This window comes from Streptomyces sp. So13.3 (assembly GCF_005860785.2).
GTDB classification, from domain to species: domain Bacteria; phylum Actinomycetota; class Actinomycetes; order Streptomycetales; family Streptomycetaceae; genus Actinacidiphila; species Actinacidiphila fildesensis.
The window spans coordinates 1746977-1769844 of record NZ_CP048835.1 but is presented as its reverse complement, the minus strand read 5'-3'; the positions used below and the strand labels follow the sequence as shown (position 1 = coordinate 1769844).

General features: G+C 67.1%; 15 protein-coding genes, 3 rRNA genes and 1 riboswitch. Of the genes, 15 read left to right on the top strand and 3 right to left on the bottom strand.

The window, feature by feature from the left end; translation table 11 throughout:
- Positions 1-112 precede the first annotated feature (112 nt).
- A complete protein-coding gene (locus C8250_RS08175) occupies positions 113-973 on the top strand; it encodes a hypothetical protein (RefSeq protein ID WP_138357803.1) in 861 nt (286 codons plus the stop codon).
- A gap of 83 nt (positions 974-1056) precedes the next feature.
- Here C8250_RS08175 and ptsP read toward each other — a convergent pair whose 3' ends face one another.
- Positions 1057-2727, bottom strand: coding sequence for a phosphoenolpyruvate--protein phosphotransferase (gene ptsP / locus C8250_RS08170; protein ID WP_138357804.1), 1671 nt, complete (start codon positions 2725-2727; stop codon positions 1057-1059).
- Positions 2728-2826: 99 nt separating this feature from the next.
- Complete coding sequence (locus C8250_RS08165) at positions 2827-3276, bottom strand: PTS glucose transporter subunit IIA (protein ID WP_138357805.1); 450 nt, start codon at positions 3274-3276, stop codon at positions 2827-2829.
- A gap of 697 nt (positions 3277-3973) precedes the next feature.
- Between C8250_RS08165 and C8250_RS08160 the strand changes: the two genes are divergently transcribed.
- From C8250_RS08160 to C8250_RS08100, 13 genes are all read left to right on the top strand, one after another.
- Positions 3974-5498 (top strand): 16S ribosomal RNA (locus C8250_RS08160).
- Positions 5499-5786: 288 nt separating this feature from the next.
- Positions 5787-8911, top strand: a 23S ribosomal RNA gene (locus tag C8250_RS08155).
- Positions 8912-8989: 78 nt separating this feature from the next.
- Positions 8990-9106 (top strand): 5S ribosomal RNA (gene rrf, locus C8250_RS08150).
- The 16S, 23S and 5S rRNA genes sit together here, the layout of an rRNA operon.
- A gap of 109 nt (positions 9107-9215) precedes the next feature.
- Positions 9216-9824: a CDP-alcohol phosphatidyltransferase family protein gene (locus C8250_RS08145; protein WP_138357399.1), complete on the top strand. Its 609-nt coding sequence runs from the start codon at positions 9216-9218 to the stop codon at positions 9822-9824.
- A 23-nt stretch (positions 9825-9847) separates the two neighbouring features.
- The gene (locus C8250_RS08140) at positions 9848-12343 is read left to right on the top strand and encodes a mannose-1-phosphate guanyltransferase (protein ID WP_138357398.1); all 2496 of its coding nucleotides are present in this window, start codon (positions 9848-9850) and stop codon (positions 12341-12343) included.
- A 63-nt stretch (positions 12344-12406) separates the two neighbouring features.
- Positions 12407-13348 (top strand): DUF881 domain-containing protein, encoded by a 942-nt coding sequence (locus tag C8250_RS08135; protein ID WP_138357397.1) that lies wholly within the window; start codon positions 12407-12409, stop codon positions 13346-13348.
- Positions 13345-13677: a small basic family protein gene (locus C8250_RS08130; protein ID WP_030364457.1), complete on the top strand. Its 333-nt coding sequence runs from the start codon at positions 13345-13347 to the stop codon at positions 13675-13677. The genes C8250_RS08135 and C8250_RS08130 overlap by 4 nt, the downstream gene beginning before the upstream one ends.
- Positions 13678-13684: 7 nt before the next feature.
- Positions 13685-14614, top strand: coding sequence for a DUF881 domain-containing protein (locus C8250_RS08125; protein ID WP_138357396.1), 930 nt, complete (start codon positions 13685-13687; stop codon positions 14612-14614).
- Positions 14615-14678: 64 nt separating this feature from the next.
- On the top strand, positions 14679-15578 hold the full coding sequence (locus C8250_RS08120; RefSeq protein WP_232485908.1) for an FHA domain-containing protein: 900 nt from the start codon (positions 14679-14681) through the stop codon (positions 15576-15578).
- A 41-nt stretch (positions 15579-15619) separates the two neighbouring features.
- Positions 15620-16357 (top strand): MerR family transcriptional regulator, encoded by a 738-nt coding sequence (locus tag C8250_RS08115; protein ID WP_138357394.1) that lies wholly within the window; start codon positions 15620-15622, stop codon positions 16355-16357.
- A gap of 81 nt (positions 16358-16438) precedes the next feature.
- Positions 16439-16912 (top strand): bifunctional nuclease family protein, encoded by a 474-nt coding sequence (locus C8250_RS08110; protein WP_031518684.1) that lies wholly within the window; start codon positions 16439-16441, stop codon positions 16910-16912.
- Between the two features lie 192 nt (positions 16913-17104).
- The gene (locus C8250_RS08105) at positions 17105-17713 is read left to right on the top strand and encodes a MerR family transcriptional regulator (RefSeq protein ID WP_138357393.1); all 609 of its coding nucleotides are present in this window, start codon (positions 17105-17107) and stop codon (positions 17711-17713) included.
- A gap of 57 nt (positions 17714-17770) precedes the next feature.
- The gene (locus C8250_RS08100; protein ID WP_138357392.1) at positions 17771-19138 is read left to right on the top strand and encodes a DNA polymerase IV; all 1368 of its coding nucleotides are present in this window, start codon (positions 17771-17773) and stop codon (positions 19136-19138) included.
- 24 nt (positions 19139-19162) lie between these two features.
- On the opposite strand, the gene C8250_RS08095 is transcribed toward C8250_RS08100, so the two are convergent.
- Positions 19163-19540 carry a PRC-barrel domain-containing protein gene (locus C8250_RS08095; protein ID WP_244809023.1) on the bottom strand — a complete coding sequence of 126 codons (378 nt, stop codon included), beginning with the start codon at positions 19538-19540 and terminating at the stop codon, positions 19163-19165.
- 125 nt (positions 19541-19665) lie between these two features.
- A riboswitch (glycine riboswitch) is annotated at positions 19666-19763 on the top strand.
- A gap of 188 nt (positions 19764-19951) precedes the next feature.
- Here C8250_RS08095 and gcvP point away from each other — a divergent pair.
- Positions 19952-22837, top strand: a complete 2886-nt coding sequence (gene gcvP / locus C8250_RS08090; RefSeq protein WP_138357390.1) for an aminomethyl-transferring glycine dehydrogenase — start codon at positions 19952-19954, stop codon at positions 22835-22837.
- Positions 22838-22868: the final 31 nt, after the last annotated feature.

The window sequence follows — 22868 nt, the reverse complement described above, 5'->3', positions numbered from 1 at the left end:
CAGGAACAGCGGCCGGACGAGCGGCCGTTCACGGGACAGCTCGGGCGGTCGCCGGCCGGAGCGTTCACGGGACCGCGCAGAGGACCGCTCACGGGGTGTTGTTCCGCGCCGGGTGAGCCAGCGGCGCGCCCTGCGCCGTGAAGCTCCCGTCATCGTCGCGCTGCTCGCCGGTGAACGGGATTTCGCCGTGATGCGCCGCTACCGCGGCTTCCCCTGCGAGGACCACCCCGAGTATCTGCGGCAGATGGACGGCCTGCTGCGCTCGCTGCTCTCCCAGGGGCTGTTCGTCACCGTCACCCTCTTCGATCCCGGGGAGTACGCGGAGTACTGCGCCGACACCGGCCAGGACCCGGACACCCCCGCCACCCGCGCCCGCTACACCGCCGACATCACCGCGGGCGGCCCCGGCGTCCCGTACAGCGGGCAGCCGGTGCGTCAACTCCTCGCACAGCTTGGCCACGAGGCCGACCGGCAGATGGCCTGGGACCGCGCCACCGAGGTCCTCACCGCGGCGGAAAGCCGCACCGACGGCGGCCGCGAACGCGCGAGCATCGCCTTCGAACGAGCCTCCCGGGCGCTGACAGGGCTCATCGAAACCGCCGGCACCGGCATCCACCACGTCGTCTGCAGCGTTCCGCTGGACGGCACCCCACTGCTCGCCGTCCTCACCGCGGAGCGCGCCGAATCGGGCCGGATCCACTTCGCGGAGGCCGACGCCCTGGTGTTCTGCACGGTCCTCGCCGCGGCCGCCGTCAGCGACAGCCCCGGCGGCATCGTCGTCCGGTCCACCGGCGCCGACGGACGGGACGAGGTACGCGGCTGGTCCCTGCGCGACGGCTGGCCGCAACCGCTCACCGAGGCGGAGGTCTTCAACGCCTACTGCACCGACGCCGAAACCGGCGAACCGGTACCGCCGGAACCGGGCGTCACGTACCGGCCCGGCCTGCCGCTGCGGCAGGCGCCGCGCGACTGACGCGCACCCCGACGAGCGAGGGGCGTTCCACCGGAAACCGGTGGAACGCCCCTCGGACCTACCTCAACCACACGCGCCGGCGATCACTCGCCGGACAGCACCGCCTGCGCCGCGCGGCGCGCCTCGTCAGCGGTGTCGGTCGCCCGGGCGGCAGCCGCCGCCCGCTCGCACTGCGCCAGCGTGTACTTCGCGAGCGTGGCGCGTACATAAGGAATGGACGCCGCACCCATGGACAGGCTCGTCACACCCAGACCGGTGAGCACACAGGCCAGCAGCGGGTCGGCCGCCGCCTCGCCGCAGACACCACAGCTCTTGCCCTCGGCCTTGGCCGCGTCGGCCGCCGCCGCCACCAGGTCGAGCAGCGCTGGCTGCCAGGGGTCCTGCAGCCGGGAGACCGCGCCGACCTGCCGGTCGGCGGCGAAGGTGTACTGCGCCAGGTCGTTGGTGCCCAGCGACAGGAACTCGACCTCCTGGAGGATGGACCGGGCCCGCAGCGCCGCCGAGGGAATCTCGACCATCGCGCCGAACTTCGCCCGCAGACCGGCCTCGCGGCACGCGTCGGCGAACGCCTTGGCGTCGATACGGTCGGCCACCATCGGTGCCATGACCTCGAGATACACCGGCAGGCCCTCAACAGCCTTGGCCAGCGCCCGCAGCTGTGTCTGCAGCACGTCGGGGTGCTCCAGCAGCGACCGCAGACCCCGCACGCCCAGCGCCGGGTTCGGCTCGTCCGCGGGGGTGAGGAAGTCCAACGGCTTGTCGGCGCCCGCGTCGAGCACGCGCACGACCACCCGGCCCTCGGGGAACGCTTCGAGGACCTTGCGGTACGCCTCGATCTGCTTCTCCTCCGACGGCGCCTTCGCGGAGTCATCGAGGAAGAGGAACTCGGTGCGGAACAGGCCCACACCCTCGGCGCCCGCCTCCAGCGCCGCGGGAACATCGCCGGGACCGCCCACGTTGGCGAGCAGCGGAACCTTGTGACCGTCGGAGGTGGCGCCGGGACCAGAGGTCGCCGACAGCGAGGCCTTGCGTGCGGCGGCGGCCTCTTCCAGCTCCGCGCGCTTCTCGGCGCTCGGGTTGACGAAGAGCTCACCGGTGCTGCCGTCCACCGCGATGACGGTGCCTTCGGCGATCTCACCCGCGCCGGGCATGGCCACCACGGCCGGCACTCCCAGGGCACGCGCCAGGATCGCGCTGTGGCTGGTCGGGCCGCCCTCTTCGGTGACGAAGCCGAGGACCAGCGTCGGGTCGAGCAGCGCGGTGTCCGCGGGTGCCAGGTCCCGGGCGATCAGTACATACGGCTCGTCGCTGTCCGGCACACCCGGCATCGGGACGCCGAGCAGCCGGGCCACGATGCGGTTGCGGACGTCGTCCAGGTCGGCCACCCGGCCGGCCAGGTACTCACCCGCGTTGGCCAGCAGCGCACGGTAGGAGGCGAAAGCGTCGTAGACGGCGCGCTCGGCGGAACTGCCCACCGCGATCCGGCGCTCGACGTCGGCCATCAGCTCCGGGTCCTGGGCCATCATGGCCTGGGCCTCCAGCACGTGCTGGGCCTCACCGCCGGCCAGGTTCCCACGCGCGATCAGGTCGGCTGCCACGGCCTCGACGGCCTGCCGGGCACGGCCCTGCTCACGCGGAGCCTCCTCCGCCGGGATCTGCTTGGCCGGGGGCTCCAGAACAGCGGTACCCATGTGCCGTACCTCGCCGATCGCCACACCGTGGCTGACACCGACGCCTCGCAGCGTTGTCTCCATCTCACCTGTCTCCGGTCACTGCGACGATCGATGCCGTCGCTCAGATTCTTCCGACGTCCTCGTTGACGCCCCCTGGGGTACAGCGGTTACGCGGGGGAACTACTGCCAGACGAAGAGCGGGGCACCGGCCTTGACGTCGCCCTCGACGGCCACATCGCTGAGCGCCTCGGCGGTCGCCTCGAGTGCCACGACGGGGCACACCGGCGACTTGCCCGCGGCCTCGACCGCGGCCGGGTTCCAGCGGATGACCTCTTGTCCACGCTGCACGGTGTCGCCCTTCGCGACGAGCAGCTCGAATCCGTCCCCATTGAGCTGAACGGTGTCGATGCCCAGGTGCGTCAGTACGCCGTGTCCCTCGTCGTCCACGACGACGAACGCGTGCGGGTGCAGGGAGACGATGATGCCGTCGACGGGGGAGACCGCGGCCGAAGGCTCGCGCACGGGGTCAATGGCGGTGCCGGGGCCCACCATCGCGCCGGAGAACACCGGGTCGGGCACAGCCGCGAGCCCGATGGCACGTCCGGCCAGGGGGGACGAAACGATCGTCATGGGGAAGCCTCCTAGATGCGGAGCTCAAAGACGCCGTCACCACCTGTCACCGGACGGCGATGCCGCTTGAGCAGCCTAAGTCATGTGAAGTAAGGATTCCGCCCGAGCGGATCCGACCATCGGGTGATCGATCCCGACCACTCAGTGTGGCATCTTCACCGGACCCGATCCGAGGGCCGAAGGACCCTCGTAGCCGATTTGCACGGGGCGAGGGCGTCCAGTACCTTGGCACAACCGCCTCGACGAGTGCCGCGGAAACGTGTGTTTCCAGGGCAGACTCGAATTGGCCGGGAAATCCGACAGAAACCTTCTGGTAAAGTCGGGTGCAGCGGGAAAGCCGAAAGGCAGAAACGCTAAAGCAACACAATGCAGGATCTGCAGTACTCCCGCTGACCGGGAATCGGGCGTGAAAGCGTCTGATAGAGTCGGAAACACGAAGGGAAGCCCGGAGGGCGCCGGTGACGGCACCAAAGGAAGCGTCCGTTCCTTGAGAACTCAACAGCGTGCCAAAAGTCAACGCCAGACTTAAAACACCCCGGGCGGAACCCATTCGGGTTTCGTTTGGTGGTTCCTTTGAAGAAGTCCTTCCGCCCTCCGGTCCTTCGGGACGGGATCTGGTGGGAGGCAATTACACAGCGAGGACGCTGTGCACCACGGGCCTTATTCCGGCCGGTGGTGCCGCTCTTGCGTGGAGACATTCACGGAGAGTTTGATCCTGGCTCAGGACGAACGCTGGCGGCGTGCTTAACACATGCAAGTCGAACGATGAAGCCCTTCGGGGTGGATTAGTGGCGAACGGGTGAGTAACACGTGGGCAATCTGCCCTTCACTCTGGGACAAGCCCTGGAAACGGGGTCTAATACCGGATAACACTCTCCTCCTCCTGGGGGTGGGTTAAAAGCTCCGGCGGTGAAGGATGAGCCCGCGGCCTATCAGCTTGTTGGTGGGGTAATGGCCTACCAAGGCGACGACGGGTAGCCGGCCTGAGAGGGCGACCGGCCACACTGGGACTGAGACACGGCCCAGACTCCTACGGGAGGCAGCAGTGGGGAATATTGCACAATGGGCGAAAGCCTGATGCAGCGACGCCGCGTGAGGGATGACGGCCTTCGGGTTGTAAACCTCTTTCAGCAGGGAAGAAGCGCAAGTGACGGTACCTGCAGAAGAAGCACCGGCTAACTACGTGCCAGCAGCCGCGGTAATACGTAGGGTGCGAGCGTTGTCCGGAATTATTGGGCGTAAAGAGCTCGTAGGCGGTCTGTCACGTCGGATGTGAAAGCCCGGGGCTTAACCCCGGGTCTGCATTCGATACGGGCAGACTAGAGTGTGGTAGGGGAGATCGGAATTCCTGGTGTAGCGGTGAAATGCGCAGATATCAGGAGGAACACCGGTGGCGAAGGCGGATCTCTGGGCCATTACTGACGCTGAGGAGCGAAAGCGTGGGGAGCGAACAGGATTAGATACCCTGGTAGTCCACGCCGTAAACGTTGGGAACTAGGTGTTGGCGACATTCCACGTCGTCGGTGCCGCAGCTAACGCATTAAGTTCCCCGCCTGGGGAGTACGGCCGCAAGGCTAAAACTCAAAGGAATTGACGGGGGCCCGCACAAGCAGCGGAGCATGTGGCTTAATTCGACGCAACGCGAAGAACCTTACCAAGGCTTGACATACACCGGAAAGCCGTAGAGATACGGCCCCCCTTGTGGTCGGTGTACAGGTGGTGCATGGCTGTCGTCAGCTCGTGTCGTGAGATGTTGGGTTAAGTCCCGCAACGAGCGCAACCCCTGTTCTGTGTTGCCAGCATGCCCTTCGGGGTGATGGGGACTCACAGGAGACCGCCGGGGTCAACTCGGAGGAAGGTGGGGACGACGTCAAGTCATCATGCCCCTTATGTCTTGGGCTGCACACGTGCTACAATGGTCGGTACAATGAGCTGCGATACCGCAAGGTGGAGCGAATCTCAAAAAGCCGGCCTCAGTTCGGATTGGGGTCTGCAACTCGACCCCATGAAGTCGGAGTTGCTAGTAATCGCAGATCAGCATTGCTGCGGTGAATACGTTCCCGGGCCTTGTACACACCGCCCGTCACGTCACGAAAGTCGGTAACACCCGAAGCCGATGGCCCAACCCGCAAGGGAGGGAGTCGTCGAAGGTGGGACTGGCGATTGGGACGAAGTCGTAACAAGGTAGCCGTACCGGAAGGTGCGGCTGGATCACCTCCTTTCTAAGGAGCATTCTGGCTGCGAAAGCGGTCCAGGGCCATTACGCCGGCATCTGTTCGGCGGTGGTTGCTCATGGGTGGAACGTTGACTATTCGGCACGGTTTGTTTGTTCTGTCAGTACTGCTTCGGCGTGGAAATCAGAACGAGTTGACCGTACCGGGCACGCTGTTGGGTCCTGAGGGAACGAAAGTCCCCTCTCGACGCCGGCCTCATGAACCTTCGAGTTGATCGAAGCGGAGTGGGGGAGGGTTCGTTGCTTGAGAACTACATAGTGGACGCGAGCATCTGTAAGGCAAGTTTTTAAGGGCGCACGGTGGATGCCTTGGCACCAGGAACCGATGAAGGACGCGAGAGGCCGCGATAGGCCCCGGGGAGCTGTCAACTGAGCTGTGATCCGGGGGTGTCCGAATGGGGAAACCCGGCAGTCGTCATGGGCTGTCACCCATACCTGAACACATAGGGTATGTGGAGGGAACGCGGGGAAGTGAAACATCTCAGTACCCGCAGGAAGAGAAAACAACCGTGATTCCGGGAGTAGTGGCGAGCGAAACCGGATGAGGCCAAACCGTATGCGTGTGATACCCGGCAGGGGTTGCGTATGCGGGGTTGTGGGATCGCACTTCAGCAGTCTGCCGACTGTTGGGCGAGTCAGAAACCGTATGGATAGGCGAAGGACATGCGAAAGGTCCGGCGTAGAGGGTAAGACCCCCGTAGCTGAAATCTGTACGGCTTGCTTGTGCGACACCCAAGTAGCACGGGGCCCGAGAAATCCCGTGTGAATCTGGCGGGACCACCCGCTAAGCCTAAATATTCCCTGGTGACCGATAGCGGATAGTACCGTGAGGGAATGGTGAAAAGTACCGCGGGAGCGGAGTGAAATAGTACCTGAAACCGTGTGCCTACAAGCCGTGGGAGCGTCGCTGTGCATGCTTGCATGCACAGTCGTGACTGCGTGCCTTTTGAAGAATGAGCCTGCGAGTTTGCGGTGTGTGGCGAGGTTAACCCGTGTGGGGTAGCCGTAGCGAAAGCGAGTCCGAATAGGGCGAATGAGTCGCGCGCCCAAGACCCGAAGCGGAGTGATCTAGCCATGGGCAGGTTGAAGCGGAGGTAAGACTTCGTGGAGGACCGAACCCACCAGGGTTGAAAACCTGGGGGATGACCTGTGGTTAGGGGTGAAAGGCCAATCAAACTCCGTGATAGCTGGTTCTCCCCGAAATGCATTTAGGTGCAGCGTCGCGTGTTTCTTGCCGGAGGTAGAGCACTGGATAGGCGATGGGCCCTACCGGGTTACTGACCTTAGCCAAACTCCGAATGCCGGTAAGTGAGAGCGCGGCAGTGAGACTGTGGGGGATAAGCTCCATGGTCGAGAGGGAAACAGCCCAGAGCATCGACTAAGGCCCCTAAGCGTACGCTAAGTGGGAAAGGATGTGGAGTCGCAGAGACAACCAGGAGGTTGGCTTAGAAGCAGCCATCCTTGAAAGAGTGCGTAATAGCTCACTGGTCAAGTGATTCCGCGCCGACAATGTAGCGGGGCTCAAGCGTACCGCCGAAGTCGTGTCATTCCCGTGTGAAGCCCTAACGGGTGCGGGGATGGGTAGGGGAGCGTCGTGTGCCGGGTGAAGCGGCGGCGGAAGCCAGTCGTGGACGGTACACGAGTGAGAATGCAGGCATGAGTAGCGATACACACGTGGGAAACGTGTGCGCCGATTGACTAAGGGTTCCTGGGTCAAGCTGATCTGCCCAGGGTAAGTCGGGACCTAAGGCGAGGCCGACAGGCGTAGTCGATGGACAACCGGTTGATATTCCGGTACCCGCTTTGAAACGCCCAGTATCGAACCCTCTGATGCTAAGGCCGTGAAGCCGTCCTGGAGCCTTCGGGCAAAGGGGAGTGGTGGAGCCGCCGGTCCAAGGTGGTAGTAGGTAAGCGATGGGGTGACGCAGGAAGGTAGTCCAGCCCGGGCGGTGGTTGTCCCGGGGTAAGGGTGTAGGGCGTTGCGTAGGCAAATCCGCGCGACATATAGTCTGAGACCTGATGCCGAGCCGATTGTGGTGAAGTGGATGATCCTATGCTGTCGAGAAAAGCCTCTAGCGAGTTTCATGGCGGCCCGTACCCTAAACCGACTCAGGTGGTCAGGTAGAGAATACCGAGGCGTTCGGGTGAACTATGGTTAAGGAACTCGGCAAAATGCCCCCGTAACTTCGGGAGAAGGGGGGCCACAACTGGTGAGGGGACTTGCTCCCTGAGCTGGGGGTGGCCGCAGAGACCAGCGAGAAGCGACTGTTTACTAAAAACACAGGTCCGTGCGAAGCCGTAAGGCGATGTATACGGACTGACGCCTGCCCGGTGCTGGAACGTTAAGGGGACCGGTTAGTCACATTTCGGTGTGGCGAAGCTGAGAACTTAAGCGCCAGTAAACGGCGGTGGTAACTATAACCATCCTAAGGTAGCGAAATTCCTTGTCGGGTAAGTTCCGACCTGCACGAATGGCGTAACGACTTCTCGACTGTCTCAACCATAGGCCCGGTGAAATTGCACTACGAGTAAAGATGCTCGTTTCGCGCAGCAGGACGGAAAGACCCCGGGACCTTTACTATAGCTTGATATTGGTGTTCGGTTCGGCTTGTGTAGGATAGGTGGGAGACTTTGAAGCGGCAGCGCCAGCTGTTGTGGAGTCGTCGTTGAAATACCACTCTGGTCGTGCTGGATGTCTAACCTCGGTCCGTGATCCGGATCAGGGACAGTGTCTGGTGGGTAGTTTAACTGGGGCGGTTGCCTCCTAAAGAGTAACGGAGGCGCCCAAAGGTTCCCTCAGCCTGGTTGGCAATCAGGTGTTGAGTGTAAGTGCACAAGGGAGCTTGACTGTGAGACTGACGGGTCGAGCAGGGACGAAAGTCGGGACTAGTGATCCGGCGGTGGCTTGTGGAAGCGCCGTCGCTCAACGGATAAAAGGTACCCCGGGGATAACAGGCTGATCTTCCCCAAGAGTCCATATCGACGGGATGGTTTGGCACCTCGATGTCGGCTCGTCGCATCCTGGGGCTGGAGTCGGTCCCAAGGGTTGGGCTGTTCGCCCATTAAAGCGGTACGCGAGCTGGGTTTAGAACGTCGTGAGACAGTTCGGTCCCTATCCGCTGCGCGCGTAGGAATATTGAGAAGGGCTGTCCCTAGTACGAGAGGACCGGGACGGACGAACCTCTGGTGTGCCAGTTGTCCTGCCAAGGGCATGGCTGGTTGGCTACGTTCGGAAAGGATAACCGCTGAAAGCATCTAAGCGGGAAGCCTGCTTCGAGATGAGTATTCCCACCCCCTTTGAGGGGTTAAGGCTCCCAGTAGACGACTGGGTTGATAGGCCAGATGTGGAAGCCCGGTAACGGGTGGAGCTGACTGGTACTAATAGGCCGAGGGCTTGTCTAACTATTTTTGCTTCGCGTCCACTGTGTAGTTCTGAAGTAACGAACCGTGATAATACCCGGTTGGTTAACTTCATAGTGTTTCGGTGGTCATAGCGTTAGGGAAACGCCCGGTTACATTCCGAACCCGGAAGCTAAGCCTTTCAGCGCCGATGGTACTGCAGGGGGGACCCTGTGGGAGAGTAGGACGCCGCCGAACAATTATTACGAGGCCTGGCCTCGGATCTTCGATCCGAGGCCAGGCCTTTTTGTCGTCTGGGGTAGGGTCGGGTGGAATCATCGGCACGTACATACAGGAGGGGCCCCCGGTGGAGGTCCAGGAGACACGGGTGCAAACGGATCGGATCTTCACGATCCCCAACATCCTGAGTATGGCTCGCCTGGTGGGCGTTCCGGTGTTCCTGTGGCTGATCCTGTGGCCGGAGTTCGGCGGTCCGAAGGCCGACGGCTGGGCTCTGCTGGTGCTCGCGCTCAGCGGCATCAGCGACTATCTGGACGGCAAGCTCGCGCGGCGGTGGAACCAGGTCAGCAATCTCGGCCGGCTCCTCGACCCGGCCGCGGACCGGCTGTTCGTACTGTCCACCCTGATCGGGCTCACCTGGAGGGACATCCTCCCCTTGTGGCTGCCGTTGCTCCTGTTGGCCAGGGAGGTGATGATGGGGGTAATGCTCCTGATCCTCCGGCGGCACGGATACGGGCCGCCGCAGGTGAACTTCGTGGGCAAGGCAGCCACCTTCAACCTGATGTACGCCTTCCCGCTGTTGTTGCTGAGTGATGGCAGCGGATGGCTCGCCACGCTGGCCGCAATTTGCGGATGGGCGTTCGCCGGATGGGGTACAACTCTGTACTGGTGGGCAGGGATCCTCTATGTAGTGCAGGTCCGCAGACTTGTGCGGATGGACGCCACGGCTGATTGAGCCGCAAGGAGGACTTTTCCGACATGAAGGCCGTCGTGATGGCCGGCGGTGAAGGCACGCGCCTTCGCCCAATGACCTCGAGTATGCCCAAGCCCCTGCTGCCGGTTGCGAACCGGCCGATCATGCAGCACGTGCTGACGCTGCTCAAGCGGCACGGTCTCACCGAGACCGTGGTGACCGTGCAGTTCCTCGCATCCCTCGTCAAGAATTACTTCGGGGACGGCGAAGAACTTGGCATGGAGCTCACCTACGCCAATGAGGAAAAGCCACTCGGGACAGCCGGGAGTGTGAAGAACGCCGAAGAGGCGCTCAAGGACGACTCCTTCCTTGTGATTTCGGGCGATGCGCTCACGGACTTCGACCTCACCGAGCTCATCGAATTCCACAAGGAAAAGGGCGCACTTGTCACCGTATGCCTGACGCGGGTGCCCAACCCGCTGGAGTTCGGCATCACGATCGTGGACGAAGAGGGCAAGGTCGAGCGCTTCCTGGAGAAGCCGACCTGGGGCCAGGTCTTCTCCGACACCGTCAATACGGGCATCTACGTCATGGAGCCCGAGGTCTTCGACTACGTGGCCGCCGACACGTCCGTCGACTGGTCGAGCGATGTCTTCCCGCAGTTGATGAAGGAAGGCAAGCCGGTCTACGGCTTCATCGCCGAGGGCTACTGGGAAGACGTCGGCACGCACGAGAGCTACATCAAGGCGCAGGCGGACGTCCTCGAGGGCAAGGTCGATGTGGATCTCGACGGCTTCGAGATCTCACCGGGCGTCTGGGTGGCCGAAGGTGCCGAGGTCAGCCCCGACGCGGTACTGCGCGGTCCGCTGTACATCGGGGACTACGCGAAGGTCGAGGCCGGAGCGGAGATCCGCGAGCACACGGTCATCGGCTCGAACGTGGTCGTCAAGTCCGGGGCGTTCCTGCACAAGGCCGTGATTCACGACAACGTCTACGTCGGTCAGGGAACGAACCTGCGCGGCTGTGTGGTCGGCAAGAACACCGACATCATGCGGGCGGCGCGGATCGACGACGGTGCCGTGATCGGCGATGAGTGCCTGATCGGCGAGGAGTCGATCATCGCGGGCAACGTCCGCGTCTATCCGTTCAAGACCATCGAGGCCGGCGCGTTCGTCAACACGTCGGTCATCTGGGAATCGCGGGGCCAGGCGCATCTGTTCGGTGCGCGCGGTGTCTCGGGAATCCTGAACGTGGAGATCACCCCGGAACTGGTCGTCCGGCTGGCCGGTGCCTACGCCACCACGCTGAAGAAGGGGTCCACGGTCACCACGGCCCGCGACCACTCCCGTGGTGCGCGAGCGCTGAAGCGCGCGGTGATCTCGGCCCTGCAGACCAGCGCCATCGACGTCCGGGACCTGGAGAACGTCCCGCTGCCGGTGGCCAGGCAGCAGACGGCGCGCGGCAGCGCCGGCGGCATCATGATCCGGACCACCCCCGGCACCCCGGACTCCGTCGACATCATGTTCTTCGACGAGCGCGGCGCGGACCTGTCGGCGGGCGGTCAGCGCAAGCTGGACCGGGTCTTCGCCCGCCAGGAGTACCGGCGTGCGTTCCCCGGTGAGATCGGGGACCTGCGCTTCCCGTCGAGCGTTTTCGACTCCTACACCGGTTCGCTGCTGCGGGCCGTCGACACCTCGGGTGTCGCGGAGTCGGGGATGAAGGTCGTCGTGGACGCGGCGAACGGCAGCGCGGGGCTGGTGCTGCCGAGCCTGCTCGGACGGCTGGGCGTCGACGCGTTCACCATCAACCCCGGGCTGAACGAGGCCCGGCCGACGGAGACCGCGGACGAGCGCCGGTCCGGGCTGGTGCGGCTGGGCGAGATCGTCGCCTCGGCGCGCGCCGCCTTCGGTGTCCGGTTCGACCCGGTCGGTGAGCGGCTGTCGCTGGTGGACGAGCGCGGCAGGATCGTCGAGGACGACCGGGCGCTGCTGGTGATGCTGGACCTGGTCGCGGCCGAACGGCGCAGCGGACGGGTGGGACTGCCGGTCACCACGACCCGTATCGCCGAGCAGGTGGCGGCGTACCACGGCACGCAGGTGGCGTGGACGACGACGTCGCCGGACGACCTCACACGGGTCGGCCGGGCGGAGAGCACGATCTTCGGCGGCGACGGCCGGGGCGGCTTCATCATCCCCGAGTTCAGCAGCGTCTTCGACGGGTCGGCGGCGTTCGTGCGGCTGATCGGCCTGGTGGCCCGTACCCAGCTCACGCTCAGCCAGATCGACGCCCGGATCCCGCGCGCCCATGTGCTGCGCCGCGATGTGGCGACACCGTGGGCGGTCAAGGGGCTCGTGATGCGGAGCGTGGTCGAGGCCGCGGGCGACCGGTCGGTGGACACCACCGACGGCGTCCGCGTCGTGGAGCCCGACGGCCGCTGGGTGATGGTCCTGCCCGACCCCGCGGAAGCGGTCACCCATTTGTGGGCGGAAGGGCCGGACGACGCGTCCGCCCAGGAGCTGCTCGACGAGTGGTCGGCGATCGTGGAGGGCGCGGGTCGCTGATTCCGGGCCCGAACGGCGCGCCGTAAGGGGGCCGTTCGAGTGGAGCGGCCCCGACGTGCAACGATGTGCGGCATGCCGCAGCAGCACCAGGATGGGAGCAGCCCCAGCCCGAAGGCCCCGCCACGGCGCCCCGACGCCTCGATGTCGCTGCTGACCAACGTGATGGATCACAGCCTCGACGACGGCTACGCGGAGGCGGCGGAGCGTCGTGGCGTGGTGGGCAGCTCACGGCTGCCCACCACGCTGCGGGCCAAGCTGGGGTTCGCCGTGGGGCTGGTGCTGGCGGCGCTGGTCGTCACGCTCGGGGCCGCGCAGGCGAATGTCGCGGCGCCCACGGTGGCGCTGGAACGCCAGAAGCTGATCGAGCGCATCCAGTCCGGCACGAGCTCCGCGGACGCTCTGCAGAAGAACGTGGACCAGCTGCGCGACGAGGTCGACGCGAAGCAGCGCGCGGCCCTGGGCGACCAGGGCGTCGGCAGTACCGCCCTGGTGGCGCTGGAGGCGGGCGCCACGCCCGTCAAGGGTCCGGGGGTGAAGCTGGTCGTCGACGACGCCAAGGAGGCGTCGACGGGGAACGGCGGCGGGCCGCGGGAGAGCAACGGATTCTCCGACACCGGCCGGGTGCGCGACCGTGACATGCAGCGGATCGTCAACGGGCTGTGGGCGTCGGGAGCCGAGGCGATCTCCGTCAACGGCCAGCGTCTGACGGCGCTGTCGGCGATTCGTGCCGCCGGTGACGCCATACTGGTCGACAACAAGCCGCTGGCGCCTCCGTACACGGTGCTGGCGATCGGGGACGGCCAGCGGCTCAGCACGGCCTTCCAGGAGAGCGCGGACGGGCAGTATCTGCACGTACTGCAGCAGAGCTACGGGATTCGCGCGAGCATCTCCGCGGAGGACGAGGTGCGGTTGCCGGCCGCCCCCAGTCTGATCGTGCGCTACGCCAAGCCGGTGCCCGGCAACACGAAGGCGGACGCCGCCAGAACAGGGAAGGGTACGAAGTGATCGCCGTACTGGGCCTCGTCGTGGGAGTCGTGGTCGGACTCGTGGTCCGCCCCGTCGTGCCGACAGTGGTCGAGCCCTATCTCCCGATCGCCGTGGTCGCCGCGCTCGACGCCGTCTTCGGCGGTCTGCGGGCGATGCTCGACGGGATCTTCGACGACAAGGTGTTCGTCGTCTCCTTCCTCTCCAACGTGGTGGTGGCCGCGCTGATCGTGTTCCTCGGGGACAAGCTCGGTGTCGGCGCGCAGCTGTCCACGGGTGTGGTCGTGGTCCTGGGCATCCGGATCTTCTCCAACGCGGCTGCCATCCGCCGCCACGTCTTCCGGGCGTGACCGCCGTATGAGCGACGAAGAACTCCCCGAGCGCGCCGTGACGCCCGAGAGCGACGGCGTCCCCGAGAGCGCCGGAGCACCGGAGCGCGCCGAGACCCCGGGGCACTCCGGTGCCCCCGAGCCGGACGACGCGCCCGCGCGGCCCGGGAAGACCCTGCCGCCCGAGGTGCCTGCCGCCCCGGCATTGGACGCCGGGCCCGCCAAGCCGGCCCCCGGCGAGACCGGCCGGCAGCGGCTGCTGGCGGGGCTGTGGCCGCCGCGGCTGTCCCGGGCGCAGCTCATCGTCGCGCTGCTGCTGTTCGTGCTGGGTCTCGGGCTGGCCATCCAGGTGCGCTCCACCAGTGACAGCGGGGCCCTGCGGGGCGCCCGTCAGGAGGACCTGGTGCGCATCCTGACCGAGCTCGACAACCGCACGCAGCGGCTCCAGGACGAGAAGCGCCGGCTGGAGACCCAGCGCTCCGAACTGGAGACCAGCTCCAACCAGGCCGAGGAGGCCCGTAAGCAGACCGAGCAGAAGGCGCAGCAGCTCGGTGTGCTCGCCGGTACGGTCGCCGCGCAGGGCCCCGGCATCAATCTGACGATCGCGGACCCCAAGGGCGGCCTGGAGGCCGACAAGCTGCTGGACACCCTGCAGGAGCTGCGAGCGGCCGGGGCCGAGGCGATCCAGATCAACGATGTACGGGTCGTGGCCGACACATACTTCACCCAGGGTTCCGACGGCATCGAGATCGACGGCCACAAAGTCGTCCAGCCCTACCGGTTCAAAGTCATCGGAAATCCGCAGGACCTGGAGCCGGCGCTCAATATTCCTGGTGGAGTGGTGCAGACTTTGAAGAAGGAGCAGGCCACGGCGGATGTCGTCCGTTCTGAGAAGATCGTCGTGGACGCCTTGCGGCCATCGAAGCAGCCTGACTACGCTCGGTCGTCATCACAGTGACGCGGGGGGTCGGAACTTCGTCGGGGTGGTCCGTGTTGGAAACTGTGTGTAGCGAGGGTTCGTCCTGCCCCACGGGCGGGTCTGTTTCGGTCAAGGGGAATCGCCCGTGAAGTTGTTTGGGAAGTTGTTCGGCAAGAGCGCGCGGCAGGCCAAGCAGGCCGGTGATCCCGCTACCGCGCGTCATCGTGCCCCGCGCCACGGGCAGGAGGACGGCGCGGCCGAGGGGCGGCCGCTGTTCCGCGACGAGCCCGCCGGGGCCTACGGCGACATTTCGGGCGGACAAGGTGTGGCGTCTGTTGACCCTGCCGCGTCCGGCCGCATAGGTTTCGGAGAACCATCAACCTCAAGTACGGGTGGAGGGTTTCCCTCCGCTCCGTACGCTTCGAACGTCCCCGCGGGCGATCCGCGGCAGGAGGCTCAGTCCATGACGGCCTTGCCGGTATGCACGAGGTGCGGGCACACCAACGCGGAGGCGAGCCGCTTCTGCTCCAACTGTGGTGCGCCGCTGCGTGCCGGGGCTCCGTCCGAACGGCCGTCGGAGACCACGTCCACGATCTCGATCTCGGGGCTGGAGGCCTACGAGGCCGAGGCGACCGGTCAGATCGTGACGCCGTCGCTGTCCCCGGAGGCCCAGGCGGCCGTGGACGCGCTGCCGATCGGTTCCGCCCTGCTGGTGGTGCGCCGCGGCCCGAACTCGGGCAGCCGCTTCCTCCTGGACGGCGAACTGACCACGGCCGGCCGTCACCCGCAGAGCGACATCTTCCTGGACGACGTCACCGTCTCGCGCCGCCACGTGGAGTTCCGCCGGGCTGCCGACGGTGGCTTCACGGTCTCGGACGTGGGCAGCCTCAACGGCACGTATGTCAACCGGGAGCGGATCGACTCCGTGTCCCTGGCCAATGGCGACGAAGTCCAGATCGGTAAGTACCGACTGGTCTTCTACGCGAGCCAGGGCGGCATCTGAATCCCCTGGACTCCGTCCGGGGGGACCCTCAGGGAAGGCCCATGCTTAGAACACCGTCAGGCGGTGCCGGAAACGGCACCGCCACCGCGGACGGCCGGCTGCTCAGCATCGGGGCCGTGCTGACCCACCTGCAGGACGAGTTCCCCGAGGTCACCATCTCCAAGATCCGTTTCCTGGAGGCGGAGGGCCTGGTGGAGCCCCAGCGCACTCCTTCGGGCTATCGGAAGTTCGCGATGCGCGATGTGGAGCGGCTGGGCCATGTGCTGCGGATGCAGCGGGACCACTATCTGCCGCTGCGCGTGATCCGGGAGCATCTGGACGCGCTCGACCGGGGTGAGCAGATTCCGCTGCCGGGGCCGGGCGAGGCACGGGAGCTCGCGGACGGCACGGCGGCCACCGAAGGCTCCGGCGAGCTGCGGATCGGTCGGGAGGCACTGCTGGCCGCCACCGGCGCGGAGCCGGCCGACCTCGACCAGTGGGAGTCCTACGGCCTGGTGGAAGCCGGCCGTGACGGCGGTTACGACGCCGAAGCGGTGAACATCGGGAAGCTGATCGTCGACCTGGGCCGCTTCGGGCTCGAACCGCGCCATCTGCGCGCGGTGAAGGCCGCGGCCGACCGGGAGGTCGGCCTGGTGGAGCAGGTGGTCGCCCCGCTGCGGCGGCACCGCAACCCGCAGACCCGGACACACGCCGAGACGACCGCCCGGGAACTGGCCGCGCTGTCGGTCCGTCTGCACGCCGCCATGGTCCAGTCCGCCCTTCGCCTGCGGCTCTTCTGAGAAGCTGTGCGATACCTGTCAAGTCCGCCGTGCGGGATGCTCGACTACCCAAACCGGCCGGGCACGTCCTAGGGTTACTGTGTGAACGAGCTCGACGTCGTGGGTGTCCGGGTCGAAATGCCCTCCAATCAACCGATCGTGCTCCTGCGCGAAGTGGGAGGCGACCGGTATCTACCCATCTGGATCGGGCCTGGGGAAGCCACGGCCATCGCCTTCGCGCAGCAGGGCATGACGCCTGCTCGCCCGCTGACCCATGATTTGTTCAAGGACGTGCTCGAAGCGGTCGGACAGACGCTCACCGAAGTGCGGATCACCGATCTGCGCGAGGGTGTCTTCTACGCCGAGCTGGTCTTCGCCAGCGGTGTCGAGGTCAGCGCCCGCCCGTCCGACGCCATAGCGCTGGCCCTGCGCACCGGAACGCCGATCTACGGCAGCGACGGAGTGCTGGACGACGCGGGGATCGCCATCCCGGACGAGCAGGAGGACGAGGTCGAGAAGTTCCGCGAATTCCTGGACCAGATCTCGCCGGAGGACTTCGGCACGAGCAACCAGTAGCGGGCTTTTTTGGCCCATCCGGCTAGCCGTTCCCCGTTCGGGGGCACGCGAAACCACTCTTGGGGTTGATATCACTCGGCGTGCCGAGTGTGGCGATCGTTGACGCACCCCGAGTGACTGCCTACCGTCGAGATGGAAAGTCCCGTTGGCACGTGCACGTGCCGACCGGGACGCGAAGGGACGGAGGGCGGCGTGAGAAGCACCGGCGACGGTATGGCCACGGGCGGCCCGTATCCCACCCGTGGGGCCTTGGCCCGGCAGCCCGCACCGGCCGGCGGTGCGGTGGCCGGCGCGGCGGAGCCCGAGACCGAGACGGTGGGCTACCGGGGGCCGACGGCGTGCGCGGCGACCGGCATCACCTACCGCCAGCTGGACTACTGGGCGCGTACGGGCCTGGTCGAGCCGAGCGTCCGGGCGGCCTACGGAACAGGCGCGCAGCGCCTCTACGGGTTCCGGGACGTGGTCGTCCTCAAGATCGTCAAGCGGCTGCTGGACACCGGGGTCTCCCTCCAGAACATCCGCACCGCCGTACGCCACCTGCGCACCACCGCACCCGCCGAGCTCACCCGGATGACCCTGATGAGCGACGGCGCCACCGTGTACGAGTGCACCTCGCCCGATGAGGTCGTCGACCTGCTCCAGGGCGGCCAGGGCGTCTTCGGGATCGCCGTCGGAGTGGTGTGGCGGGACGTCGAGAGCTCCCTCTCGCAGCTGCACGGCGAGCGGGTGGACACCGGTGAGACGCTGGCCGGCCACAACCCCTCCGACGAGCTGGCACGGCGCCGCAACCGCGTGGGGTGAACCGTTCGCCGTACGGCCGTACGGTGAATGTCAGTGCCGTGCGGGAGCATCGGTGACGTGAGAACCGCTCCGACGATCCTGCACCTGGACATGGACGCGTTCTACGCCGCGGTGGAACAGGCCTCCAAGCCGAGCCTGCGGGGCAAGCCGGTCGTGGTCGGCGGTCTCGGACCGCGCGGCGTCGTCGCGACCGCGTCCTACGAGGCACGTGTCCACGGCGTCCATTCGGCGATGGCCATGGCGCACGCACGGCGGCTGGCCCCCAATGCCGCCTACCTCATTCCCCGCTTCGACCTGTACCGGCGGGTCAGCGAGACCGTGATGGGGATCCTCGGGGAGCTGTCGCCGCTGGTGGAGCCACTCAGCCTGGACGAGGCCTTCGTGGACCTGGAGGCGGGCGGGACGACCGAGGCCCCTCGTGAGGTGGCGGAGCGGGTACGGGCGCGGATCAGGGCCGCCACGGGGCTGACGGCCTCGGTGGGGCTCGCGGGCTCCAAACTGCTGGCCAAGATCGCCTCCGAGCAGGGCAAGCCGAACGGCCTGGTGGTGGTCGAGCCCGGCACCGAGCGGGCGCTGCTGGACCCGATGCCGGTCCGGGTCCTGCCGGGCGTCGGGCCCGCGACCGGTGAGCATCTGCGCCGCGCCGGGATCGGCACGGTCGGCGAGGTGGCGCTGGCCGGGGAGTCCGAGCTGGTGCAGTTGCTCGGCAAGGCGCACGGCGCCTCGCTCTACGCGATGGCCCTGGGCCTGGACAGCCGGCCCGTGGTCGCGGACCGGGACGCGAAGTCCGTCTCGGTGGAGGACACCTTCGACGTGGACCTCACCGACCGGTTCCGGGTGCGCTCGGAGCTCGACCGGCTCGCGGACCGCTGTGTGCGGCGGCTGCGGGAGGCCGGGCGATCGGGCCGGACGGTGGTGATCAAGGTACGGAGCTACGACTTCAGCACCCTGACCCGGTCCGAGACCCTGCGGGCGCCCACGGACGACCCCGGAGTGGTGCGGGAGACCGCGCGGCGGCTGCTGGACCCCGTCGACACGGCCAACGGGGTCCGGCTGCTGGGTGTGGGCGTCACCGGGCTCGCCGACTTCACACAGGAGGACCTGTTCGCCCAGGCCGCCGAGCTGGAGGCCGAGCTCGTGGCGGAGGCCGCCGCGGTGCGCGCTGCGGAGCAGGCCGAGCGGGAGGCGGCGGATCCGGAGGGCCGGCCGGCGCCGCCGGCGGAGCCCGCGCGGGCCGTGCGGTGGATGCCGGGGCAGGACGTGCGGCACACGGAATTCGGTGCCGGGTGGGTGCAGGGCAGCGGCGTGGGACGGGTGACCGTGCGCTTCGAGGAGCCGACGGACTGCGTACCGGGCCGGGTGCGGACGTTCGCCGTGGAGGATCCGGAACTGGAAGCGGCCGAACCGCTGCCGCTGGTGCCCTGACCTGGGCACATGGTCTCCGGTCGCTCAGTCCTCGCCGGCCAGCCGGCCGAAGTCGTGGTCTCCGGCGCTGGGGGCCTCGGTCCCCGCGGACGGGACGTCCATGCCGTAGTGGTGGTAGAGCTGGATCTCCTGCTCGGGGGAGAGATGGCGGCCGACGCCGAAGTCGGGGGCGTCCTTGATGAGGGCCTTAGGGAAGGGGACCCGCAGCTGCCCGTCCACCACCTCGCTCGGCTCCAGCGGTACGAACGCGTCACGGCTGAACAGCCCGGTGCGTACCGCGGCCCACTCCGGCTGTCCGGTCGCGTCGTCGAGATACACCTCGTCGACCGTGCCGATCTTCGCCCCGTCGCTGTCCAGGGCCCGGCGGCCGATCAGGCTGCGGGGATCAATATCGGTCTGCACGGTCCCTCCAACAGATCGGTGCTGCTCTGCTAGACCAACCAAAGGCCACATTGGGGACGGTGTCGACTCGAGGGATCCACGAGGAATCCGCCCCCATCCCCGCTGGTAGGCTGAATGGCGGCTGCAGACCCCATGCGGGAGAGTCCTCCGAGATCGTGTCGGGGGCGCCGAAGGAGCAAATCCTCCCCGGAATCTCTCAGGCAACCGGTACCGCATGGATGAGGTCACTCTGGAAAGCAGGGCGGGCACCGGGCATGACTCATGCGCGGGACCCGGCCTCACCGACGGTGAAAGTCGTGCTTTAGGCAGCACGGTGAAGCTCTCAGGTTGTGATGACAGAGGGGGAGGCCGTTCGGGTGCCCGCGCCGCGGCACCCCTCGCAGGTCGTGTCAGACCAGGAGGCCTCCGTAGATGACTGCCCACCGCATCCCACTCTCCGAGCTCGAGAGCGGCATCCCGTTCGAACAGCGCCACATCGGCCCCGACGGCGGTGCCCAGGCCAAGATGCTGGCTCACGTCGGTTACGGCTCCTTGGACGAGCTCACGGCCGCCGCCGTGCCGGACACCATCAAGAGCGTCGAGGCGCTGCGGCTGCCCGCCGGCCGCACCGAGGCCGCGATACTCGCCGAGCTGCGTGACCTCGCGGACCGCAACCAGGTGCTGGCGCCGATGATCGGCCTGGGCTACTACGGGACGTTCACCCCGCCCGTCATCCTGCGCAATGTGATGGAGAACCCCGCCTGGTACACGGCGTACACGCCGTACCAGCCGGAGATCTCGCAGGGCCGGCTCGAGGCGCTGCTGAACTTCCAGACGGTCGTCGCCGACCTCACCGGGCTGCCGACCTCCGGGGCCTCGCTCCTGGACGAGGGCACCGCCGCCGCCGAGGCCATGTCGCTGGCCCGCCGGGTCGGCAAGGTGAAGCAGGGCGTGTTCCTGGTCGACGCGGACTGCTTCCCGCAGACGATCGCGGTGATCCAGACCCGCGCCGAGCCGACCGGCGTCGAGGTCGTGGTCGCCGACCTGACCGACGGCATCCCGGACGAGGTGGCCGAGCGCGGCGTCTTCGGTGTGCTCCTGCAGTACCCCGGCGCCTCCGGCGCGGTACGCGACCTCAAGCCGGTCATCGAGCGGGCGCACGAGCTGGGCGCGATCGTCACGGTCTCCGCCGACCTGCTCGCCCTGACGCTGCTCACCCCGCCCGGTGAGCTCGGCGCGGACATCGCGGTGGGCACCACCCAGCGCTTCGGCGTCCCGATGGCCTTCGGCGGCCCGCACGCCGGCTACATGGCCGTCCGTGAGAAGTTCGCCCGCAGCCTGCCCGGCCGCCTCGTCGGTGTCTCCGTCGACGCGGACGGCAACAAGGCGTACCGGCTGGCCCTGCAGACCCGTGAGCAGCACATCCGCCGCGAGAAGGCCACCAGCAACATCTGCACCGCCCAGGTGCTGCTCGCCGTCATGGCGGGCATGTACGCGGTCTACCACGGCCCGGACGGGCTGGCCCAGATCGCCCTGCGCACCCACCGCTACGCCGCCATCCTGGCCGAGGGCCTGCGAGCCGGCGGCGTCGAGGTCGTGCACGACGGGTACTTCGACACCGTGACCGTCCGGGTGCCCGGCCGCGCCGCCGAGGTCGCCGCCGCCGCCCGCGCCGCGGGCGTGAACCTGTGGGAGCGGGACGCCGACCTGCTCGGCATCTCCTGCGACGAGACCACCGGCCGTGAGCAGCTGACCGCGGTGTGGGGTGCCTTCGGGGTGACCGGTGACGTCGAGGCGCTCGACGCCGCCGTTCCGGACGCGCTGCCCGCCGGGCTGCTGCGCGATGACACGTACCTGGCGCACCCGGTCTTCCACCAGCACCGTTCCGAGACCGCGATGCTGCGCTACCTGCGCCGGCTCTCGGACCGTGACTACGCGCTCGACCGCGGCATGATCCCGCTGGGCTCGTGCACGATGAAGCTCAACGCCACCACCGAGATGGAACCGGTCACCTGGCCCGAGTTCGCCGGGCTGCACCCCTTCGCGCCGGTGGAGCAGGCCGAGGGCTACCTCACGCTGATCCACCAGCTGGAGGACCAGCTCGCCGAGGTCACCGGCTACGACAAGGTCAGCATCCAGCCCAACGCCGGATCACAGGGCGAGCTGGCCGGGCTGCTCGCGGTGCGCGCCTACCACCGCGCCAACGGCGACACACAGCGCACCGTGTGTCTCATCCCGTCCTCCGCGCACGGCACCAACGCGGCGAGCGCCGTGATGGCCGGCATGAAGGTCGTCGTGGTCAAGACCCGCGACGACGGCGACGTGGACGTCGAGGACCTGCACGCCAAGATCGAGCAGCACCGTTCCGAGCTGGCCGTCCTCATGGTCACCTACCCGTCCACGCACGGTGTGTTCGAGGAGAACATCACCGACATCTGCGCGACGGTGCACGAGGCCGGCGGCCAGGTGTACGTGGACGGCGCCAACCTCAACGCGCTGGTCGGCCTGGCCAAGCCCGGCAAGTTCGGCGCGGACGTCTCGCACCTGAACCTGCACAAGACCTTCTGCATCCCGCACGGCGGCGGCGGTCCCGGTGTCGGCCCGGTCGCGGTCCGCGCGCACCTCGCTCCGTACCTGCCCAACCACCCGCTGCAGCCGACCGCGGGGCCCGCCACCGGCGTCGGCCCGATCTCGGCGGCGCCGTGGGGCTCGGCCGGCATCCTGCCGATCTCCTGGGCGTACGTACGCCTCATGGGCGGCGAGGGGCTGCGGCGCGCCACCCAGGTCGCGGTGCTCGGTGCGAACTACGTGGCCAAGCGGCTGGAGCCGCACTACCCGGTGCTCTACACGGGCCCGAACGGTCTGGTCGCGCACGAGTGCATCATCGATCTGCGGCCGCTGACCAAGGAGGCGGGCGTCTCGGTGGACGACATCGCCAAGCGCCTGATCGACTACGGCTTCCACGCGCCCACGATGTCGTTCCCGGTGGCCGGCACGCTGATGATCGAGCCGACCGAGAGCGAGGACCTGGCGGAGCTGGACCGGTTCTGCGAGGCGATGATCGCCATCCGCCGGGAGGTCGACAAGGTCGGCTCCGGTCAGTGGCCGGTGGAGGACAACCCGCTGCGCAACGCCCCGCACACCGCGGCGTCGCTGGGCGGGGAATGGAACCGGCCGTACTCCCGCGACGAGGCGGTGTTCCCGGCCGGCGTGTCGGCCGCGGACAAGTACTGGCCGCCGGTCCGGCGCATCGACGGCGCCTTCGGTGACCGGAACCTGGTGTGCTCGTGCCCGCCGCTCGACGAGTACGACGCGTAGTACCCGCGTCGGGGTCGTCCTACTGCTACTG

Coding starts and splice junctions, on each gene's coding strand:
- C8250_RS08115 (WP_138357394.1), top strand. CDS start 15,620: ATGCTTAGAACACCGTCAGGCGGTGCCGGAAACGGCACCGCCACCGCG.
- C8250_RS08165 (WP_138357805.1), bottom strand. CDS start 3,276: ATGACGATCGTTTCGTCCCCCCTGGCCGGACGTGCCATCGGGCTCGCG.
- ptsP (WP_138357804.1), bottom strand. CDS start 2,727: ATGGAGACAACGCTGCGAGGCGTCGGTGTCAGCCACGGTGTGGCGATC.
- gcvP (WP_138357390.1), top strand. CDS start 19,952: ATGACTGCCCACCGCATCCCACTCTCCGAGCTCGAGAGCGGCATCCCG.
- C8250_RS08125 (WP_138357396.1), top strand. CDS start 13,685: ATGAGCGACGAAGAACTCCCCGAGCGCGCCGTGACGCCCGAGAGCGAC.
- C8250_RS08135 (WP_138357397.1), top strand. CDS start 12,407: ATGTGCGGCATGCCGCAGCAGCACCAGGATGGGAGCAGCCCCAGCCCG.
- C8250_RS08140 (WP_138357398.1), top strand. CDS start 9,848: ATGAAGGCCGTCGTGATGGCCGGCGGTGAAGGCACGCGCCTTCGCCCA.